The sequence below is a fragment of the Halomonas sp. KG2 genome (assembly GCA_030440445.1).
Classification (GTDB): Bacteria; Pseudomonadota; Gammaproteobacteria; order Pseudomonadales; family Halomonadaceae; genus Vreelandella.
In genome coordinates this window covers 2,653,150-2,673,110 of sequence record CP098528.1, presented here as the reverse complement: position 1 = coordinate 2,673,110, position 19,961 = coordinate 2,653,150, and the positions used below count along the sequence as shown (strand labels likewise).

General features: G+C 52.3%; 21 protein-coding genes. 10 read left to right on the top strand and 11 right to left on the bottom strand.

Annotation, left to right across the window (positions count from 1 at the left end; all coding sequences use genetic code 11):
- Positions 1-54: 54 nt before the first annotated feature.
- The 3 genes from rng to tldD are packed head-to-tail and all read left to right on the top strand — an operon-like array spanning position 55 to position 6,883.
- Positions 55-1,518: a ribonuclease G gene (rng, locus tag NDQ72_12565; GenBank protein WKD26900.1), complete on the top strand. Its 1,464-nt coding sequence runs from the start codon at positions 55-57 to the stop codon at positions 1,516-1,518.
- Entirely contained in the window at positions 1,518-5,429 is a 3,912-nt protein-coding gene (locus tag NDQ72_12560; GenBank protein WKD26899.1) for a DUF3971 domain-containing protein, read from the top strand. Before rng ends, NDQ72_12560 begins: the two co-directional genes overlap by 1 nt.
- Entirely contained in the window at positions 5,429-6,883 is a 1,455-nt protein-coding gene (gene tldD, locus NDQ72_12555) for a metalloprotease TldD (GenBank protein ID WKD26898.1), read from the top strand. The genes NDQ72_12560 and tldD overlap by 1 nt, the downstream gene beginning before the upstream one ends.
- Positions 6,884-6,977: 94 nt before the next feature.
- Here the strand turns inward: tldD and NDQ72_12550 are convergent, their stop codons facing one another.
- On the bottom strand, positions 6,978-7,499 hold the full coding sequence (locus NDQ72_12550) for a DUF615 domain-containing protein (GenBank protein WKD26897.1): 522 nt from the start codon (positions 7,497-7,499) through the stop codon (positions 6,978-6,980).
- Between the two features lie 96 nt (positions 7,500-7,595).
- Here NDQ72_12550 and pmbA point away from each other — a divergent pair, with 96 nt between their 5' ends.
- The gene (gene pmbA, locus NDQ72_12545) at positions 7,596-8,936 is read left to right on the top strand and encodes a metalloprotease PmbA (GenBank protein ID WKD26896.1); all 1,341 of its coding nucleotides are present in this window, start codon (positions 7,596-7,598) and stop codon (positions 8,934-8,936) included.
- A gap of 71 nt (positions 8,937-9,007) precedes the next feature.
- Here pmbA and NDQ72_12540 read toward each other — a convergent pair whose 3' ends face one another.
- The 10 genes from NDQ72_12540 to NDQ72_12495 form a co-directional block, all read right to left on the bottom strand.
- Positions 9,008-9,277, bottom strand: coding sequence for an HPr family phosphocarrier protein (locus tag NDQ72_12540; GenBank protein WKD26895.1), 270 nt, complete (start codon positions 9,275-9,277; stop codon positions 9,008-9,010).
- 45 nt (positions 9,278-9,322) lie between these two features.
- Positions 9,323-10,237 (bottom strand): RNase adapter RapZ, encoded by a 915-nt coding sequence (rapZ, locus tag NDQ72_12535; GenBank protein WKD26894.1) that lies wholly within the window; start codon positions 10,235-10,237, stop codon positions 9,323-9,325.
- Between the two features lie 74 nt (positions 10,238-10,311).
- Positions 10,312-10,782, bottom strand: coding sequence for a PTS IIA-like nitrogen regulatory protein PtsN (gene ptsN, locus NDQ72_12530; protein ID WKD26893.1), 471 nt, complete (start codon positions 10,780-10,782; stop codon positions 10,312-10,314).
- 4 nt (positions 10,783-10,786) lie between these two features.
- A complete protein-coding gene (raiA, locus tag NDQ72_12525; GenBank protein WKD26892.1) occupies positions 10,787-11,095 on the bottom strand; it encodes a ribosome-associated translation inhibitor RaiA in 309 nt (102 codons plus the stop codon).
- Between the two features lie 98 nt (positions 11,096-11,193).
- Positions 11,194-12,609 (bottom strand): RNA polymerase factor sigma-54, encoded by a 1,416-nt coding sequence (locus tag NDQ72_12520; GenBank protein WKD26891.1) that lies wholly within the window; start codon positions 12,607-12,609, stop codon positions 11,194-11,196.
- Positions 12,610-12,714: 105 nt separating this feature from the next.
- Entirely contained in the window at positions 12,715-13,440 is a 726-nt protein-coding gene (gene lptB, locus NDQ72_12515; GenBank protein WKD30392.1) for an LPS export ABC transporter ATP-binding protein, read from the bottom strand.
- 66 nt (positions 13,441-13,506) lie between these two features.
- The gene (lptA, locus tag NDQ72_12510; protein WKD26890.1) at positions 13,507-14,010 is read right to left on the bottom strand and encodes a lipopolysaccharide transport periplasmic protein LptA; all 504 of its coding nucleotides are present in this window, start codon (positions 14,008-14,010) and stop codon (positions 13,507-13,509) included.
- A gap of 8 nt (positions 14,011-14,018) precedes the next feature.
- Complete coding sequence (lptC, locus tag NDQ72_12505) at positions 14,019-14,591, bottom strand: LPS export ABC transporter periplasmic protein LptC (protein WKD26889.1); 573 nt, start codon at positions 14,589-14,591, stop codon at positions 14,019-14,021.
- Positions 14,591-15,133: an HAD hydrolase family protein gene (locus NDQ72_12500; GenBank protein ID WKD26888.1), complete on the bottom strand. Its 543-nt coding sequence runs from the start codon at positions 15,131-15,133 to the stop codon at positions 14,591-14,593. Before NDQ72_12500 ends, lptC begins: the two co-directional genes overlap by 1 nt.
- A gap of 35 nt (positions 15,134-15,168) precedes the next feature.
- A complete protein-coding gene (locus NDQ72_12495; GenBank protein WKD26887.1) occupies positions 15,169-16,155 on the bottom strand; it encodes a KpsF/GutQ family sugar-phosphate isomerase in 987 nt (328 codons plus the stop codon).
- A 293-nt stretch (positions 16,156-16,448) separates the two neighbouring features.
- On the opposite strand from NDQ72_12495, the gene NDQ72_12490 reads away from it, so the two are divergent.
- The 6 genes from NDQ72_12490 to NDQ72_12465 all read left to right on the top strand — a co-directional run bounded on the left by NDQ72_12490 (position 16,449) and on the right by NDQ72_12465 (position 19,950).
- Positions 16,449-17,270: an ATP-binding cassette domain-containing protein gene (locus tag NDQ72_12490; protein ID WKD26886.1), complete on the top strand. Its 822-nt coding sequence runs from the start codon at positions 16,449-16,451 to the stop codon at positions 17,268-17,270.
- Positions 17,271-18,071 (top strand): lipid asymmetry maintenance ABC transporter permease subunit MlaE, encoded by an 801-nt coding sequence (mlaE, locus tag NDQ72_12485; protein ID WKD26885.1) that lies wholly within the window; start codon positions 17,271-17,273, stop codon positions 18,069-18,071.
- 16 nt (positions 18,072-18,087) lie between these two features.
- Positions 18,088-18,552: an outer membrane lipid asymmetry maintenance protein MlaD gene (gene mlaD / locus NDQ72_12480; GenBank protein WKD26884.1), complete on the top strand. Its 465-nt coding sequence runs from the start codon at positions 18,088-18,090 to the stop codon at positions 18,550-18,552.
- A gap of 38 nt (positions 18,553-18,590) precedes the next feature.
- Positions 18,591-19,250 (top strand): ABC transporter substrate-binding protein, encoded by a 660-nt coding sequence (locus tag NDQ72_12475; GenBank protein ID WKD26883.1) that lies wholly within the window; start codon positions 18,591-18,593, stop codon positions 19,248-19,250.
- On the top strand, positions 19,247-19,579 hold the full coding sequence (locus tag NDQ72_12470; protein WKD26882.1) for an STAS domain-containing protein: 333 nt from the start codon (positions 19,247-19,249) through the stop codon (positions 19,577-19,579). Before NDQ72_12475 ends, NDQ72_12470 begins: the two co-directional genes overlap by 4 nt.
- Positions 19,580-19,701: 122 nt before the next feature.
- A complete protein-coding gene (locus tag NDQ72_12465) occupies positions 19,702-19,950 on the top strand; it encodes a BolA family transcriptional regulator (protein WKD26881.1) in 249 nt (82 codons plus the stop codon).
- Positions 19,951-19,961 lie beyond the last annotated feature (11 nt).

Genomic DNA, 19,961 nt, shown 5'->3' with positions numbered 1-19,961 from the left:
ATTTCGCCGCCTGCTGTGTTGGCAAGGATACTGTGACTCAATAAGGAATTTTGCATGAGCGGTGAAGTCCTCATCAATTTAACGCCAATGGAGACTCGCGTTGCGCTGGTGGAAAATGGTGTCTTACAAGAGGCGCTCATTGAACGCTCACGTAGGCGCGGCATTGTAGGTAATATCTACAAAGGCAAAGTAGTGCGTGTACTGCCTGGTATGCAGGCTGCTTTTGTTGATATTGGCCTTGAGCGCGCGGCGTTTATTCATGCCCATGAGGTAATGCCATCAGGGACGCCTAATGATGAGCAGCAGACTATTGGTCAGTTGCTACATGAAGGTCAGGCGCTTGTCGTTCAGGTTACCAAAGATCCCATTGGCACCAAGGGTGCCAGGCTCACTACCCATCTCTCGATTCCGTCACGTTATCTTGTCTATATGCCTGACTCTCCCCACCATGGCGTGTCTCAGCGCATTGAAGATGAGCGTGAGCGGGAGCGTTTGAAAGCGCTGCTAGATAAGGGAATTGACGAGCAGACCATCGAGGTAACCGGTGGCTTCATCGTGCGCACTGCGGCAGAAGGGGTTGGCGATGAAGAGCTGGCGGGGGACATGTACTTCCTGCTGCGTATTTGGCGCAAAGTCAGTGAGCGTAAAATAACGGCGGCGTCGCCTAGCGTGATCTACGATGACCTACCGTTGTTTATGCGTACATTGCGGGATGTTATGCGCGATGATATTGAAAAAGTGCGCATCGATTCCCGCGAGAATTTTGTCAAACTGGTCGAGTTCGCTGAAGAGTTTATGCCCGATGCGGTAGACCGTATTGAGTATTATCCAGGCGAGCGACCCATCTTTGATTTGTATAGCGTTGAAGATGAAATTCAAAAAGCACTGGGTCGCAAGGTTCAGTTAAAGTCTGGTGGCTATCTGGTTATCGACCCGACGGAAGCGATGACCACGATCGATGTTAATACCGGTGGTTATGTCGGTCATCGTAATCTTGAAGAGACGATTTTTAAAACCAACCTGGAAGCGGCGACTGCGATTGCCCGTCAGCTTAGGCTTCGCAACCTTGGCGGTATCATTATTATCGACTTTATCGATATGGTGGATGTAGAGCATCAACGCCAAGTGTTACGTGTACTTGAAAAAGCGCTAGAGCGTGACCATGCGAAGACGAAGTGCACTGGGGTGACTGAGCTGGGCTTAGTGCAGTTGACCCGTAAACGCACGCGGGAAAGCCTGGAGCAAACCTTGTGCGAAGCTTGCCCAACATGCAGTGGGCGCGGGACGTTGAAAACGCCTGAAACTGTTTGTTACGAGATTTTTCGCGAGATATTGCGCGAAGAGCGTGCCTACAGTGCCGAAACGTATATGGTGCTTGCTTCTCAACCGGTGGTTGACAGACTGTTGGACGAAGAGTCTGCGGCGGTTGCCGACCTGGAAACGTTTATTAATAAAACCATTCGTTTTCAGGTAGAGCAACACTACTCCCAAGAACAGTACGACATCGTACTAATGTAATGATAGCGTTACGTTCATTCTCTCGATGGTGCCTAGTAGCGATCGCCTCGCTACTAGGCGGCCTTGCTGTCTTTCTATTATTGGCGCGCTTATTAATTAGCCAATCCAGTCTGCTAACACCGAAAATAGAAGCGTTATTAGAGGCCCGTGTGGGGGTGCCCGTTACTATCGAGCACCTATCGCTGTCGTTGGCGCGTAACGATCTTGTATTGCAATTGGAGGGCGTGCATTCAGCGACGCCTGACGGGCAGCCATTAGTATCCCTTGAAAGTGCACATTTGCGGCTCGATGGTTGGGCGACATTGAGAAGCATTGCACCCGTGTTTAATGATGCGCGCATCACAGGCCTTGAATTTCATCTATATCAGCAGAGAGACGCTGCTTGGGGTTGGCCGGCACCAGCAGAGCTGCCGATCGTTATGTCTCAGGAGCCTACTGTTGATTTGGCGGCGTTGGACGCCTGGGCAGGGCTTATTCTTCGCCAGCGATTGTGGGTAGATAATACTCGTCTGGTGCTGCATGGAAGTCAGCAGGCCGTCACCTTGCACGCGCCTACCTTACTGCTCAATGGCGATGAGCGGCGGACGCGCTTGGAAGGCGCCGTCACGATCTTAGAATCTCAAAGCGTGGATTCGCAAGGCGTTGGGTCTCAAGAAATGCAGGCTCAAGAAGCCGAAGCACAAGAAGCGCTGCCGGCCATTGCGATGAACGTGGAGATGCAGCCTGGAGATCAGGGTTTCCGTGATTTTTCAGCGGCGCTCCAGTTGGACATGCAACTGGATCATCTAGTGGCACTAGCCGCTGTTTTACGTTCCGATCGCATGCCTTCCCTAGAGCAAATGGGAGGCGAGGTTACGTTGTGGGGACGCTGGCATGCAGGACGCTTAGATGAGGTTCGCTTGGCTGTCGACGTTCCACAGTTGACCCTGCGCCACGAGATTCAATACGCCGTACTGCAAAACATTCAGGCCAATGGCCTTTGGCGGCGAGACGGTGAGGGCGGCGAAGCATGGCTTAGTGGTGATGCTGAAAACGTCGAGTGGGCGCGTCCAGAAGGTGGAAGTGGTGGCCCAGCCTTACCGCGGCATTGGTACTTATCCCACCAGCCTGATCAATGGGAGGTGCGCACCAGCACATTTGAGCTGGCTTCTTTGGCGGCTTGGCGCGACTATATTTTGTTGCCTGAATCACTTACTCGAGTGTTACAAACACTATCACCCCGTGGCCAGGTCCAAGGTTTGCGTTTAGGTCAGCATGAAGGCCATTGGGGGGTTGATGCGGCGTTAACCAATGTGGCGGTGCTGCCTTGGGAGCAAGCGCCAGGAGGTGGCCCGTTAGATGCTTGGGTACAGGCAAGAGACTTTCGCGGTAGGGTAACGTTTAACAGTGCTGGAAGCAGCTCACTTAATTTTCCTGAATTGTTTGAATCACCCATGCTGTTGAGCCATGCCGAGGGCGTGGTGGAGTGGGTGTATGACGGCCCGAGCACGATGATCAGTGGTAGGGATCTACGCCTAGATTGGGATGGTGCCGAGGTGAGTGGGGGTTTTGGTCTGATTGCGGGTGAACAGGGCGGCCAGTTTGGGCTTGATATTGCGTTTGCAAATGTTGATGCGCTTAATTACCCGCTCTCTCAGTGGCTGCCCATTAAAGCTCTTGAGCCTGAACTTCGTGAGTGGCTATTAACCGATATAGGCGGTGTTGTTCCCCATGGCTCGCTCAAGCTTAGCTTTCCCTTTACTGGGGAAGAGGCTGGTTCAGAAAGTCAGTTTGCAGACCAAATTTCCTCTACGTTGGCCCTCTCTGTGACACAAGGGCGATTACCCATCGCGCCTGAGTGGCCCATGCTTGAGGAGATCGAGGGCAGGTTGGTTTGGAAGGATCAAGTGCTGGAGGCGGTTATTCAGCATGCTGAAAGCCAGGGCATTGACGTCTCTGATGGGGTGCTAAAGATGGCTGATGAGACGCTTAATTTGTCGGGAAGTGTCAGCAGTGATAGTGATTCTCTGCTGGCGTTTCTCCAGGCAATGCCTGAGATTGATCTGCCTCTGCTTAACGATGTTCGTGCAGAGGGCCGAGTTGAGGGTGACATCGCTTTATCGTTACCACTGAGCGCACCGGACTCATTGGCGCTGGAGATTAATGCTCGACCAAATATCACAACGCTTGCTTTTCAGCCTGTCGAGATTCCGCTAGAAAATCTTCAGGGGGAGATGACGTGGCAGCAGCACGGTGAAAAAAGCGCTTTGCTCGGGCATGTCTCGGGTCTGTGGTCAGGTAATTCCATAGAAGCGGATATCAATGTTCCGGACGACGGTATTGCCTTGGGTGGGAATATTGATGTCGCCACCTTATTTCAACTGGCCAATATTCCCGCTGAACAAGCTCGCCAGCTGTTTGAAGGGCGTGCTCAGTGGCGTGGGCAGGTCAACCTACAGCCATCACCGTCGATCGTCCTTGAAAGCCGCTTGCTTGGCATTACAAGCAGGTTGCCGCCGCCATTTAGTAAGTCCGCTGAACAGCCATGGCCATGGCGGTTAAGCGCTGACTTCGACAGTGGTCGCTTAACAACACAGTTAGCCGATATCGTTAATGCTCGCGTACAGCTTGATCATGATGAGCTGGCAGGGGTAATTGCTTTGGGCAGTGCTGCCGCACCGAGTGGCTGGCCAACACAGCCAGGTTGGAGCGTTGTCGCGCAGGTTGATGAGTTGCCTCTCGATGACTGGCAGGAGTCGTTGTCACCGTTGATGCAGGCGTCGTCTTCGCCGAATGGCGATAGTGAGGATACGCCAATATCAGTAATGCTGAGTACGCCTTGCGTGCATTTCCGTGATGCGTGTTTTGGTCGCTTAGAAGCGACAGGCAGTATTGAAGGAAAGCGCTTGGCTATGCAGCTAAGCGGTGACCTTGTGTCAGGTCGAGTGACTTATCAGCCCGGTAGCGCGCTGCCGCTTGATATCGCTATCTCGTCGCTGGCAGTAGACCGACTATTTGATATGCCTGCTGCAGCGCATGACAGCAGTGCGCCGACCCCTGGCTCTTGGATGGATGCTGTTGAAACTCAGCACACCACACCAATTGCTATACCAGAATGGCTTAACCAACTGCCGGATGGCAGGCTCAGACTAGCCGATATTGGCGTTGGTGAAGGGCGTTTCGGACCGTTAACCGCTTATTGGCAAAGCCAGGGGCAACGTTTTACTCTTTCCCCGGTCGGACTGACATTAGGGCAGCTCTCTGCCCGCGGAGAACTGGTATGGGAAGGCGACGCTAACAATAGCCATACCCGCGCTGATGTTTCGATACAGGGTGGTGATGTAGGCACTGCGTTAGAGCGTCTAGGCCAACCAGTTGCCATGCGTAGCCGTTCCACGGATGTCGGCGCAGCGCTGACGTGGCCAGGCGCTCCCTGGCAACTTGAATTAAGTCGGGCGGAAGGCGATATTCGAACCGATGTACGTGATGGGCGCTTTGTGACGCTGGAATCTACACCGGCTCGCTTGGTTGGTCTGCTTAATTTTGACAATATACTGCGTCGCTTGCGTTTCGATTTTTCGGACGTGACGGGACAAGGAACTGCGTTTGATCGGGTGCATGGCACGGCAGATGTCGCCGCGGGTCAATTACTGCTGCGCGGTCCACTTTCCATTGAAGCGCCATCTACCACGCTAACCCTGACGGGAAGCGTCAATCTTATACAACGTGAACTTGATCAGCGACTAGGCGTCACACTACCTATTAGCCAGAGCTTGCCTATCGCAGCCATAGCCGTAGGTGCTCCGATTGTAGGTGGCGCTCTTTTTGTAGCGGACCAGCTGTTTGGTAGCGCGTTAGATCAAGCAACCACTATTCACTATCGCGTGCGAGGTCCGTGGACGTCGCCGCAGATCACTCTAGAAGGCCCTTAATGACCGCACATAAGAGCGATGTAAATACCGCTGTTTCCATTTTGTTGACACCGAGTGGCCTGGATTTGGATGCCTTAGATACAGGGCTGTCTTATGCCATGGGGGCTGGTATTGATTATGCCGATCTCTACTTCCAGCGTACTTGGCAAGAGGGGTGGGTGCTGGAAGATGGTGAAGTAAAAGAAGCCAGCTATAACATTGATGGTGGTGTTGGTGTGCGCTCCTTAGCAGGTGAAAAGACAGGCTTTGCCTACTCCAATCAAATTACCGCAGATGCGCTAATGGATACTGGCCGTACAGCAGCGGGCATTGTACGAAGTGGTAAGCAGCTACCTGGGCAGCCGGTAGTGGCAGTCAGTGCTGCCGGTCGTTATGCAGGGCTTGACCCGCTGGCGGGGCTTACCGCTGACGAAAAAGTGGCGATGTTAAAAGAAGCAGACCGCATTGCGCGCGCGGCTGACCCCTGTATTAGCCAAGTGAGTGCCTCATTGTCAGGCACTTATGAAGTGGTATTAGTCCGTGCCAGTGATGGCACCTTGGCGGCAGATATCCGCCCATTAGTCCGTTTTAATGTGAGTGTTATCGCGGCTAAAAACGGTCGGCGAGAGCGAGGTGGTGCTGGGGGCGGCGGTCGTTACTCCATGTCCAGGCTGCGAGATGAAAAAGTAGCGGAACGCTATGCGAAAGAGGCTGTTCGCCAAGCCTTGGTTAACCTCGAAGCAGTCGATGCACCTGCTGGTCAAATGCCTGTTGTTCTCGGTGCTGGCTGGCCAGGTATTTTGCTTCATGAAGCGGTGGGCCACGGGCTTGAAGGCGATTTTAATCGTAAGGGCAGTTCAGCGTTTGCAGGGCAGATGGGGAAACGTGTTGCCGCGAAAGGTGTGACGGTTGTCGACGATGCTACCGTTGCTGACTGCCGTGGTTCGTTAAGCGTGGACGATGAAGGCACGCCAGGGCAATACACGCCGCTGATTGAAGACGGTATTTTAACTGGCTATATGCAAGACAAGCTTAATGCACGGTTAATGAATATGGCACCAACGGGTAATGCGCGGCGTGAATCTTTTGCCCATTTGCCGATGCCACGTATGACTAATACTGTCATGCTGGCAGGCCAGGATGAGCCCGCCGACATTATCAAAAGTGTTAAGCGCGGTATTTATGCGGTCAGTTTTGGTGGTGGTCAGGTCGATATTACATCAGGCAAGTTCGTATTTTCCGCTAGCGAAGCCTACCTCATTGAGGATGGCAAAATTACTGCGCCTGTTAAAGGAGCTACCTTGATTGGCAACGGTCCTGAGGCAATGGGGCGTGTTTCAATGATTGGCCATGATATGGAAATGGATACAGGAATAGGTGTCTGCGGCAAAGAGGGGCAGGGAGTGCCGGTAGGCGTCGGTCAGCCCACCCTTAAGCTGGATGAGCTGACAGTCGGTGGTACTCAGTCTTCGTGACTTGATTGCCATCACTGGGTCTTGATGACTTGGTCTTAATGACTTGGTCCTTATGAACTAGCCTTTATGGCCCAGTCATTGAGACATGCAGGAGTTAGAGTGCCAGCGTATCGCGTAAGTGTTTGAACAGCTTGCGCGAGCTGGTCGGCGGTTTACTTTGCTCACGCTCTTTGCGCGCATTGCGTACTAGTTGTCGTATTGCCTGACGATCAGCGTTAGGGTATTCCGCCATAAATAGATCGACAGCGCTGTCACCTTCTTCGACTAACCGATCGCGCCATTTTTCTAGCCGGTGAAAGGCATGATCGCGCTGCTCTTTTTCCTGCTCGATAGCGTCGAAGACACCCTGTATGGCAGTAAGGTCTTCTTTGCGAATAAGCTTGCCCACATATTGCATATGGCGACGGCGGCCTTCATGGGAGCGGATGCGCGAGGTTTCTTCTATGGCGCGTAACATGTCGTCAGAGAGCGGAAATTTTGCGCGCTCGGCAGGTTTCATCGCGATAAGCGTTTCGCCAAGCGCCTGAAGGGCATGCATTTCCCGCTTGAGCTGAGATTTACTGGGGCGCTCTTCTTGTTCATCAATATCGAAGGGCTCGGGGCGTTGCTTAGGCATACTAGAACTCACTAATTAGTTTCGTTTGCAGCATTATATCAGGCTGCGACCACAACATTGATCCGCCAATGCGATTCAGGCGAAAAGGAGGCCAAAATGGCACAAGCATTTGATGCAGCGGCCCAGCAGGTGCTGTTAACCCAGCGTGCTGAAGAGGCGCTTGCGCTGGCAAAAAAATTAGGCGCAGATGCTGCTGAAGTAGGCGCTAGTGTAGATCAAGGTCTTGGGATAAGCGTGCGTCTTGGTGAAGTAGAAACTGTTGAGCTTTCACGTGATCAAGGAATTGCCATTACGCTATATGTTGGGCAGCGCAAGGGCAGCGCCTCGTCTACCGATGCCAGCAGCGCGTCAATTAAAGCCACGGTAGAGAAGGCCCTGGCAATTGCTCGTTATACGGGTGAGGACCCTGCCGCAGGGTTAGCAGATGCGTCGCTAATGGCAACTGACCTACCTGACCTTAAAGTGCATTATCCCTGGGCGTTGACGACTGACGAAGCAATCGAATTGGCGCTGGCATGTGAGCAAGCTGGGCGTGATGTAGCGGGGATTCATCAGTCGGAAGGTGCTTCGCTATCCAGTGGTGAGGGAGTGCGAGTTTACGCTAACAGCCACGGTTTCCTCGGCACCCAGAAAGGCAGTAGTCATTCACTTTCCTGCATGCTGATTGCACAGGATGAGAAGGGCATGCAACGCGATTACGATTATACCTCGGCTCGTAATCCTACCATGCTTCGAGATCCTGCGGAGGTTGGTCGCGAAGCGGCATCACGCACGCTACGTCGTTTAGGTGCCCAACGGCCGCCGACAGGCACCTTCCCGGTGCTGTTTGACCCGTCGCTTTCCAGCGGCCTGGTAGGTCACTTAATGGGTGCGTTGGCCGGCGGGGCGCTTTATCGCGAATCCTCTTTCTTATGTGATCGTTTAGGTAGCTCGCTATTCCCGAGCTGGTTTGGCTTGGAAGAACGGCCTATGGAGGTCGGAGCGACGGCTAGCTCGCCATTTGATGCTGAGGGCGTTCAGACTCGCAACAATCGCTTTATTGAGCAGGGTAGCGTTGCCAGCTACATGCTGTCTGCTTACAGTGCGCGGCGCTTAGGTATGCAATCGACAGGTAATGCAGGCGGTGCGCGCAATTTACGTTTGTTAGCGCCGCTGACGCCCCGAGATGATTTGCTGAAGCAGATGGGGCGTGGCATTTGGGTGACTGAGCTAATGGGGCAGGGGGTTAACGGCGTGACTGGCGACTATTCGCGAGGCGCTGCAGGCTTCTGGGTAGAAAATGGCGAAATACAGCACCCTATCGAAGAATTCACTATTGCCAGTAATTTGAATAGCATGTTTGCTGGCTTGGTCGCCGTCGGTGATGACATCGATACCCGTGGCAGTATTCACACGGGTAGCTGGCTAATTGATGCAATGACCGTCGCTGGTAACTAACAACTGAGGTAACAGCTCAGTTAACACGTTGGCTGACGCTGTTTTGCTGATGTTATTGGTCTTCGCTGATGTTAGTGGTCTTCGTCAAAACGTGCGTCGAACAGCGCTTCAATCGCCTCTAGTGCTTGTTCGGCGTCATCGCCTTCCGCATGAATTCTAAGTTCAGTGCCGCAAGGGGCGGCCAGCATCAATAACGACATAATGTTGGCCGCGTCTGCCATTTGTTGTTGTTTGTAAACGTGAATGTTGGCCGAAAACTGTTGGCCACACTTGACGAGTTTTGTCGCTGCACGAGCATGAAGGCCGCGCTGATTAGTGAGTGTTAAGGTTCTTTCTGGCACTCTGGTTCCTTTTAGCCGAGTGGGGTCGTGAAGAAAAGGCGTTGCTTATTGCGCGTTTGTTGAAGGCGCGGATGTGGAGGGCTGCTGTTCACTGAGGGTGTACTGCAGGCCTAGCTCACGATGACGGAGTTGAACCTCTCCCGCTTGTTTCACCAGCATTTGCGCCAGTTGTTCCACCATATAGACAGAACGGTGCTGCCCGCCGGTACAGCCAATCGCAATGGTCATATAACTGCGCTGGCTATTTTGGTAAGCGGGTAGCCACTTTTCCAGCCATGTCTGGATATCATTGCGCATTTCTTCTACGACGGGATATCCCTTCAGAAAGTTGATGATATTGGCGTCACGCCCAGTATATTGGCGTAGTGTAGGGTCCCAGTACGGGTTGGGTAGACAGCGCACGTCAAAGACGAGATCTGCGTCAAGTGGGACGCCCCGTTTATAGCCAAATGACTCTAGTGTCAGCGTTAATCTATCTTCACGCTGCTGGGCAACCTGATCCGTTATCCGGCGGCGCAGGTCATGAACCGACAGGCGCGATGTGTCGATCATCAGGTCAGCAAGGTCACGGATGTCGAGCAGAGTTTCTTCTTCTTTATTGATGGCCTCTTCAAGCGTCATGTCACTATCACGCGTCAGAGGGTGGCGACGACGCGTGGCTGAGTATCGCTCAAGAAGAATCCGGGCATCGGTGGTTAGATAGATAACCTGGAAGTGGATGCTTTTCTGACGCAAAGATTCAAGCATTTTTGGCAGTTGCTTTAATGCAGCAGGTAAATTGCGCGCATCGATACTTACCGCTAGTTGGGGGCGTGCCCCTTGCTCACGAAGCTCATCCACCAGGGAGCTGAGTAGCATGGCGGGCAGGTTATCGATGGCGCAGTAGCCAAGATCTTCTAACGCTTGTAAGGCGATAGATTTACCGGACCCTGAACGGCCGCTAATGATCACCAATTGCATAGAGTTTCTCTTGGCATGCCAATAAAAGTGGAGGTAAACGTTGGACAAGTAGGCAGTGTCTAGCGGTGGACCATTTAGCTAACAGGCTGTTCACGAATTTTTGCTGTTATAAGGTCCAATAGCTCACGTTGGCTAGCCGCTCTACGAAGCTGCTGACGTGTGTCAACGCTGTTCATGATGGACGCCACTTGCCCTAATAAGGCTAAGTGCGTGTCGTCCGCCTCTTCGGGTACTAAAAGTACGAAAACAAGGTCGACGGGGTCGCCATCAATAGCATCGAAATCTACAGGCTCAGCTAACTTTAAAAAACCAGCGATAGGCGAGCTGCAGTGAGGGCTACGGGCGTGAGGAATGGCAACGCCGTTGCCTATTCCAGTGCTACCCAAACGCTCACGACCAATCAGGCGGCTGAAGACTTCTTGGCTATCTAGGCTTGGCGTGTTTTGCGCAATAAAGGTGCTGAAAAATTCCAGCACCCTTTTTTTGCTGCCCCCGGGGACGTCATACAGCACGCGCTCCGGGGGAAGTATGGTTTCCAACGTCATTGAGTTAACGCACGCCAGCGCCTTGGGCGCGAGCTTGTGCTTTTTCCTTGTGTTTAACGAGTTGACGGTCAATTTTGTCCGCTAGTGCATCAATCGCAGCATACATATCATTGTCTAATGCTTCTGCATGTAGATCGGCTCCTGCAGCATGCAGAGTGCAGGCAGCTTGCTGACGCTCCTTTTCAACAGATAAGGTTACTTGTACGGTGGTGATGTTGTCATAATGGCGCTCAACGCGTTCCAGCTTCTCATTTACATAGTCACGCAAGGCGTCAGTCAGATCTACGTGATGACCAGTGATATTTACTTGCATTGACGTGCTCCTTATCCATCGGACTGTTCTTCGATTGTAACCCTTTTTGCGCTATTGCAAAGCCCCTAGACAGACTTTGTCTCGTTAGCACTGTTTTATTAGCGTAAACGGCGGCGCTCGCTTGAAGAAGGAATGCCCATTGACTCGCGATATTTGGCCACCGTTCGCCTTGCTACATTAATGCCACCCTCTTCCAATAGCGCCACGAGGCGGCTGTCTGAGAGCGGTTTGCCGGGCGGTTCATCTTGCACCAGTTTTTTGATTCGAGCCCGGATGGCGGTGCTGGAGTGACTGTCGCCGCCGTCCTGACCACTTACTTGGCTGGAAAAGAAGTATTTGAGTTCGAACACACCGCGCGGGGTATGGATATATTTCTGGGTGGTGACCCTGGAAATAGTAGATTCATGCATTTCAACGGCGTCTGCGATATCGGCTAAGATCAGCGGTTTCATGGCTTCTTCGCCGTGTTCCAGAAAGCCTATCTGGCGAGCTATGATTTCTCGGCCCACCCGCAGTAGCGTATCATTTCGACTTGAAAGGCTCTTGATGAGCCAGCGAGCTTCCTGGAGATGCTCTTTTAAAAATTGGTTATCTTGGCTCTTGTCAGCCCGTTTGATGAGGCTTGCGTAGTCAGGTTGAATGCGCAAGCGCGGCAATGCCTCAGGATTTAGCTCCAGGTGCCATCCTTCGTAGTCATGGCGCACGACTAAATCTGGCGTTACATAGCTGTCATCAGTGTCGCCAAAGGCACTTCCTGGGCGAGGATCAAGGCTGCGGATCAAGCGGATGACGTCATCAAGCTGCTCATCATCCAGGCTTAACCGCCGCTTTAGCAAACGCACATCATCTTTACCGAGCGCTTCAAGAAATTGACGCACTAGCCGCTTGGCAGGCATCAGCAGCGGTGTATCTTCGGGTAGGGAAGCGAGCTGCAGCATTAAGCACTCCCGCAGGTCGCGAGCAAAGACACCGGTGGGCTCAAACTGTTGAAGGCGCAGTAAGGTTGTTTCAACTTCACGCTGGCTAAGGCCTTCATGCCCTTGGGCTTTCAATCCTTCGCGAATGTCATTGAGAGGCTGGGTTAGGTAGCCGTTGGCATCCAGTGCATCGATGAGGCTTTCAGCAATGGCATGGTCGCGTGGTGAAAAATCTGTCATGGCGAGTTGCCAAAGTAAGTGGCCATGCAAACTTTGCCCCGCGGCTTGACGCTCAAAGTCAGGCCCCTCGCTGCTGGTGCCATGGCTGCCTAGGTCCTGATAAGTGTCTGACCAGTCACTGTCAGTAGAGAGTTCATTAGGAATGCTTTCGGACCATTCAGCTTCCTGGGGTTCACTAACGGCCTGTTCGCCGAACTCATCTTCCTGCTCAAGCATTGGATTGGCATCAAGTGCTTGCTGAATTTCTTGACGGAGGTCCAGCGTTGATAGCTGTAACAGGGCGATAGCCTGCTGCAGCTGAGGTGTCATGGTCAGCTGTGTACCGATACGCAATTGAAGAGAAGCTTTCATGACCATCTGAGAACCACTCGTTAATCAGAAAGCTCCACCCTAGTGCGAGTTATGGCTTGGTGCAAGTGCAATAAGTATGCCACCACTACTATTTTTTTTGCAGGTGGCTGTTTACAGGCGGAAATCAGCTCCCAAATAAACGTCTCTTACCCGCTGGTTGTTGAGAATTTCCTGAGGGGGGCCGCTGGCGATGATATGACCGTCACCTACAATGTAAGCAATATCGCAAATATCTAGTGTTTCCCTGACGTTATGATCAGTGATCAACACGCCGATATGGCGTTTTTTGAGGGCTCGAATGATCGTTTTAATATCACCCACTGAGATCGGATCAACGCCGGCAAATGGCTCATCAAGCAGAATAAAGGCAGGCTCTGTCGCGAGGGAGCGTGCAATTTCAACACGTCTACGCTCTCCGCCTGAAAGACTCATACCGAAGTTGTCACGAATGTGGGTGATGTGAAAATCTTCCAGTAGCGACTCAAGGCGCTGCTCCCGGGCGCTACGATCGAGTTCTTTACGAGTTTCCAGGATTGCCATTATGTTGTCGGCGACAGAAAGTTTGCGAAAAATAGAGGCTTCCTGAGGCAAGTAGCCAATACCTGCCATTGCACGTTCATGCATGGGGGCATGCGTTAAATCAAGCTCGTCAATGCCAACCTTTCCCGCATCAGACTTTACCAAGCCGACAATCATATAAAACGATGTCGTTTTGCCAGCGCCATTGGGGCCTAGCAGCCCTACCACGCTGCCTTGAGATATCTCTAGGTTAATATCCTTAACGACACGGCGGCGTTTATAGCTTTTGGCTAAGTGGCGAGCATAAAGGGTTTTTATCGGCGCTGATTCTGAAGCTGTGGTTTGAGGTACGGGCTCTGCGTTATTTGTCGCCACTGGACACTCCTATTGTTCCGGCTGAAGAGTCATGCGGATACGTTGTGGTTCACTACCACTAACATCAGAACGCGCCTGAACCACACCTTGGTCGATAAAATACTCTAAGCGTCCACCTTCAAAGCGGTCTGCTTGTTGGGTCAGTTCCGCCTGGTCAATGAGCTCTACCCGGCGCTCGGCAACATGATAAATAATGCGCTTTGCCCAGCCTTCCATTGGGCTAGCTTGGTCTTCGAGCTGGTTGCGTATATAGGCTCGTCCACCGGTTGCAATGGCGCGCGATAGCTCGCCAGCATCGTTACGCTGAATCTCAACGCGATCTCCGCGCAGTTGCATATTGCCCTGCCGAATATCGACGTTGCCTGAATACACAGCAGTGCCTGCGCGTTGATCGAGATCTAAACGGTCAGCCTCTACTTCCACGGGGGCTTGGCTTTGTGCCATGACCGGTAGCGCTGCCGCTGAAATGGGTAGTGCAATGACGAAGAGTGCCGTGCGAATAAGAGCGTTCATCGCGACTCCTACTGAGAACGAGTGGCAGGCGGGTGAACGCCGCGCACGTTATTGGTTAAGCGGATCTGGCTATCATCCAGCCATACATCCATACGTGAAGCGTCGATGCGCTGGGGCGGTTGCTGAAGTATGGTTTCGGCATCGCTCCAAGCATGACGGGTGGTGCCATCATAATGTAATAACTCTGTATTCAGCTGCCAGCCTTCATCAGGTGCAAGTAATTGGGCTGAGCCAGCTAGCGTGAGCACCTGCGTGTCAGTATTTAGGGTGCCGGTCTCCGCCGTCGCTAGCCATTGACGCTCTTCGCTATCGAATAGTGTCGCCCTGGGGGAGAAGACATCTGTCATCGCCGTTTGAGGGGTATGGACTAAGCGTGGCGTCGTCAGCGACTGCTGGATGGCACCGGTGTCACCAAACAGAGTGATTTCTGCATTCTCTAATACATGGCCGGGCTCTTGAGCACGAGCCTCAGCGTCGATTGATTGGTCTTGAGGGCCGCGCGGGTCCAACCATACCAGTATGCCACCTAAGGCAAGCACCATGATGGTTATCCAAATGCGTTTTTTAACCCAAAAGCGCATTACGATTGGCCGTGTAGGTACGTATCTAAAACAGCATCCCAATGGCCTTGAGACATCAATAAGGTGTCGCAGATTTCACGTACAGCGCCGTGGCCACCAAGCCGATCGGTGATCCAGTCAGCGTGAGTATGCATATAATCAGGAGCATTAGGGACGGTGATGCCTACGCCAGAACGTTTAATTGGAGCAAGGTCTGGTAGGTCGTCACCACAATAAGCAACCTGCTCAAGCGTGATGTCTAGGCGTTGGCAAAGCGCGCGTAGCGTAGTGAGTTTATCCTCGCACCCTTGATACACATGGGTAATACCCAACGACGCAGCACGTTGGCTGACCATGGGAGAATCACGCCCAGTAATTAAGGCAACATGGATTCCGACGCGTTTCAAAAGTTTGAGGCCGTGGCCATCTTGGGTATGAAACGCTTTGATTTCGATACCGTCAGCTTGAAAATAGAGGCGGCCATCGGTAAGTACGCCGTCAACGTCAATGGCAAGCAATTTTACGCGGCGAATCCGGTCTTGTAGAGCGTCAGGTAGGGCCATGAAGCCTCCGTATTATTAATGTTTGAAAAGATTGATTAAATGACACCGCTAGCAAGTAAGTCATGCATATGTAGCGCGCCAATGGGGCGCTGCTGATCATCCACGACCGCCAGTGCGGTGATTCGACTGTCTTCCATGATGCGTACCGCTTCAGCCGCTAACACATCGGGACCGATACGTTTTCCAGGACGTGTCATAACATCATCAACTAGGACGTCACGTAGGTCATGAAACTGATCCAGCGTTCGGCGTAAGTCACCGTCGGTATAAACGCCGGCAAGGCGTCCTTCGCTATCGATTACGCAGGTAAAGCCCAACCCTTGGCGAGTAATTTCCAAGAGTGCGTCCCGTAGCGGGCTGCCTAATGCTACTTGGGGGAGGCGTGATCCGTTGTGCATTAAATCCTTTACACGCAAAAGTAGGCGTTTGCCGAGGCTTCCACCTGGGTGTGAAAGCGCAAAATCTTCCGCGGTGAAGCCACGTGCTTCTAATAATGCCACGGCTAAGGCATCACCTAAGGCAAGTGCTGCTGTGGTTGAGCTGGTCGGCGCTAAGTCGAGAGGGCAGGCTTCGCGCTCAACGCCGCTATTAAGGTGAGCATCGGCATGTTTAGCTAATGTGGAACCAGGGCGTCCAGTCATACTGACAAGGGGGGTTCCTAAGCGTTTCAACAGCGGAAGCAGCGCGGTGACCTCTGCGGTTTCGCCAGAGTTCGAGAGTGCTAGTACAACATCTGCGCGGGTGATCATGCCGAGATCGCCATGACTGGCTTCACCTGGGTGTACAAAAAAAGCAGGTGTGCCGGTGCTTGCCAACGTTGCGGCCAGCTTGCCCGCAATGTGGCCGGACTTACCCATGCCGGTTACCACTACGCGGCCCTGGCAGGCAAGGATAAGTTCACAGGCGTGGTCAAAGCTCTCATCAAGTTTTGCCTGAAGCCCACCGATTGCGGCCTGCTCAATTTGCAGTGTGCGCAGCGCACTTTCACGCAGTGGGCTAGGTGTCGATAGTGGCTGGCGCATGAGGGCATCTCTTTTCATAAGCGGTCAAAAGTAGGTCGGTAAGAATAACATCTTGGCGCGGTTTGTAGGTAAGGCGCGTATCCTACTCCTCTGCGCGGTTGCAATGAGCGCATCTGTTACTGTGAGTAGCGTTCAGTTACGATGTTCGATAATATTTCGAAAACACTGTTTTTTAAACTGCCTGTGCTTTAAAACTAGCTGTTTTTTTGAATTATTTGTTTTTAACTAACTCATGCGTAGCCAGCATATACTAATGCTGTTGCGGCAAGACGACCATCAAGGCCAGCCAGCCCATGACCGATGCTCCCTTCATCGAAATTGAAGATTTGTACTTCTCGCGGGGTGATCATGATATTTTTCGCGGAATCAATATGACGATTTCGCGTGGCCAGGTAACGGCTATCATGGGGCCAAGCGGTACCGGCAAGACGACCCTTTTAAAGCTAATTGGTGGGCAATTAACGCCTGACCGAGGGCGAGTGCTAATCGACGGTCAAGATGTCCATCGCCTGTCGCGTAAAGCCCTGTTTACGTTGCGTAAGCGCATGGGTATGTTATTTCAGAGCGGCGCACTGTTTTCAGATCTTGATGTATTTGAAAACGTAGCGTTTCCGCTTCGGGTACATACTGACTTGCCTGATCCTATGATACGCGATCTAGTGCTTCTTAAGTTACAGGCAGTGGGTTTGCGCGGGGCTAGGCACTTGTCGCCTGCTGAGCTTTCAGGGGGAATGGCAAGGCGTGTGGCACTGGCACGGGCGGTAGCGCTTGACCCAGAGCTAATCCTTTATGATGAGCCGTTTGTCGGGCAAGACCCCATTTCTATGGGGGTGCTTGTACAGCTAATTAAACGGCTGAATCAGGCACTGTCGCTTACGTCGGTGATCGTTTCGCACGATATCAAAGAGACCCTCAGTATTGCGGATTATTTGTACCTAATTGCCGATGGGCAGGTGGTAGCCTCTGGCACGCCAAGGACCTTAGATACGAACCAAGATCCCCGAGTAAGCCAGTTTATCCATGGTGAGCCAGACGGGCCGGTGCCGTTTCACTATCCCGCTGAGACACTTTACCGCGATATTCTAGGCCAAGCCTCCGCAGGGAAGGTGCGTTAAATGCAATCAAATATTAAACATGCTATTTCGCATGTTGCTCGGCTGGGGCAAAAAGGGTGCGATGCCTTAGAGTCGCTAGGGCGTGCAGGTGTCTTTCTTGCCCAGTCGGCAGTAGGAGTGCCTTCTCGGGAAGGGTGGTCGTTGTGGCTGCGCCAAGTGCACTTTGTCGGTGTACTGTCTCTGGCTATTGTGCTGGTGTCAGGGCTGTTTATAGGCATGGTGCTTGCGCTACAGGGGTATACCATTTTGGTTGACTTTGGGGCAGAGCAGGCGCTTGGCCAGATGGTCGCTCTTTCGCTTCTTCGAGAGCTAGCGCCGGTGGTCGCTGCGCTGTTGTTTGCAGGGCGCGCGGGCTCTGCGTTGACAGCGGAAATTGGTCTGATGAAGGCGACTGAGCAGTTAACCAGTATGGAAATGATTGGCGTTGATCCACTGCGCCGAGTTGTGGCTCCAAGGCTGTGGGCAGGTTTTATTGCGCTTCCTATTCTGACCGTTGGTTTTAGCGTGGTGGGGATTTGGGGGGGGTATCTGGTTGGTGTGGAATGGCTGGGGGTTTTTGAAGGTTCCTACTGGAGCAATATGCAGGCTAGTGTTTCGTTTGTTGATGATATTGGTAATGGAATAATCAAAAGCCTTGTATTTGCAGTGGTTGTCACCTGGATTGCGGTGTTCCAAGGGTATGACTTAGTGCCTACCTCTGAAGGTATTTCACGTGCGACAACACGCACGGTGGTGTATTCATCGCTTGCTGTTTTGGGGCTGGATTTTGTATTGACCGCCGTGATGTTTGGCGGCCTTTAATGGGTGGAGCAATAACATGAAGCGCAGTAAAACCATGGAGTTTGGCGTTGGTCTGTTTATGCTTGCGGGCATTCTGGGGCTTGTTTTTTTGGGCTTGCGCGTAAGCGGCATGACGCTTTCAACATCTTCCGACACGTTTCGTCTTGAGGCCAGTTTTTCCAATATTGGCAGCCTGAAACCACGTGCGCGAGTCACCATGGCCGGTGTTACTGTGGGGCGGGTAGAGGCCATTGAGCTTGATACCGAGTGGTATGATGCACGAGTGGTGTTGAGCCTCGATAGCGACCTTGAAGGTCAGCTTTCGCAAGATACTACCGCGGCTATTTTGACGGCTGGGCTGCTCGGTGAGCAGTATATTGGCCTGAGTGTTGGTGGTGCTCCTGAAGTGCTTGAAGAGGGGGATGTTATTCGAGATACCCAGTCTGCCTTGGTGCTCGAAGAACTTATCCAGCAATTTGTATCCAATATGGTTACTAACTAAGCAGCGTGGGTGCTGTCAGTTGTCATGAGGTGACTTTAATGAAAGATAATAGCGTAATGTTGGCCCGTCGTTGGCTCTTTTTGTTGATGCTGGCGGTTGTTCTGCTGCCTTTTGCTGCCCAGGCTCAGTCGAAATCTCCAGAAGCGTTGGTTCGTGACAATGTCAATGACTTCATGGAGCAGATTAACGGTAGAGAAGATTATTACGCCAATAATCTTGATGAGCTTAAAGCGTTAGTCAACGATAGTCTGAATGGTGTGGCGGATTTTCGTTATATTGGCGCTAGCGTGATGGGAAGCTACTTTCGCAATGCAACGCCAGAGCAGCGTAGTCGGTTCGCCGATGTTTTTCGTCAAACTCTGATCGACACATACACGCGTGGTCTCGTGACCTTTGATTATGATGAGTTGAGAGTGTTGACCGACCAGCGCGGTCAGCGCTATGAAGATCAAGCCAGTGTTGATATGGAAGTTGTTGCCACTAATGGTCAGGTTTACCCCGTTAGCTACAGTCTGCGACTTTCAGATGGTGAGTGGAAAGTGGTCAATGTGATTGTTAATGGCATCAATTTAGGGCTGACCTTCCGTAATCAGTTTGATCAGTCGATGCGCGAACATAACCGAGACTACGATGCCGTCATTCGTAGCTGGTCACCCGAAATTGGTGTCGACGAGCTTGAACAAGGGGGTAGCGCGTGACGACGCTGTTATCTACCTCCCATGTTTCGCTGATTGCGCAGTCTTGCGCGCTGGCGGTTCAGGGTGATCTCAATGTCAATGCAGCGGCCGATGTGGCCGCTGCAGGCGTTAAATGGCTTGAAAGCGCTCGATTAACGGATGTTGTCCTCGATTTCTCAGGCGTTTCAAAGGCAAGTAGCGCGGCGATTAGCGTTCTGTTTGAATGGCTGCGTGCGTGTCACTCGCTAGGCATTGTCGTTACGTCGATTGCATTATCTGCTCCGCTTGAGCGTTTAACGTCGCTCGCTGAGCTCGATGCGCTAATAGGTTCGCCCAACGCTGAAGCGTGAGTGCTCGTCTGGCATCGCCAAGCGTGCCGCTTTTCTTTATCATGTTCCCCCTGTTCCTCTCTAATTCGACGACCCCCTATTTCAACCACCTAGTTCAATGACCCAAAGGAGTTTCCTGTCTTATGCAACCCAACGAGGTAAAAGCACTGCTTGAGTCCCGCATCGATGGATGTGATTTTCATATCCAGGGTGAAGGCTGCAATTTTCAGGTGATCGCGGTTGGCGAAGCTTTTGAAGGTCTTTCTCCTGTAAAGCGTCAGCAACTGGTCTATGCGGCGCTAAATGACGAAATTGCATCCGGCGCTCTGCACGCCATTAGTATCAAAACGTTTACTCCGGCGCAGTGGCAAACTGCACCGGAAAACGCATAGTAGCGGCTTAT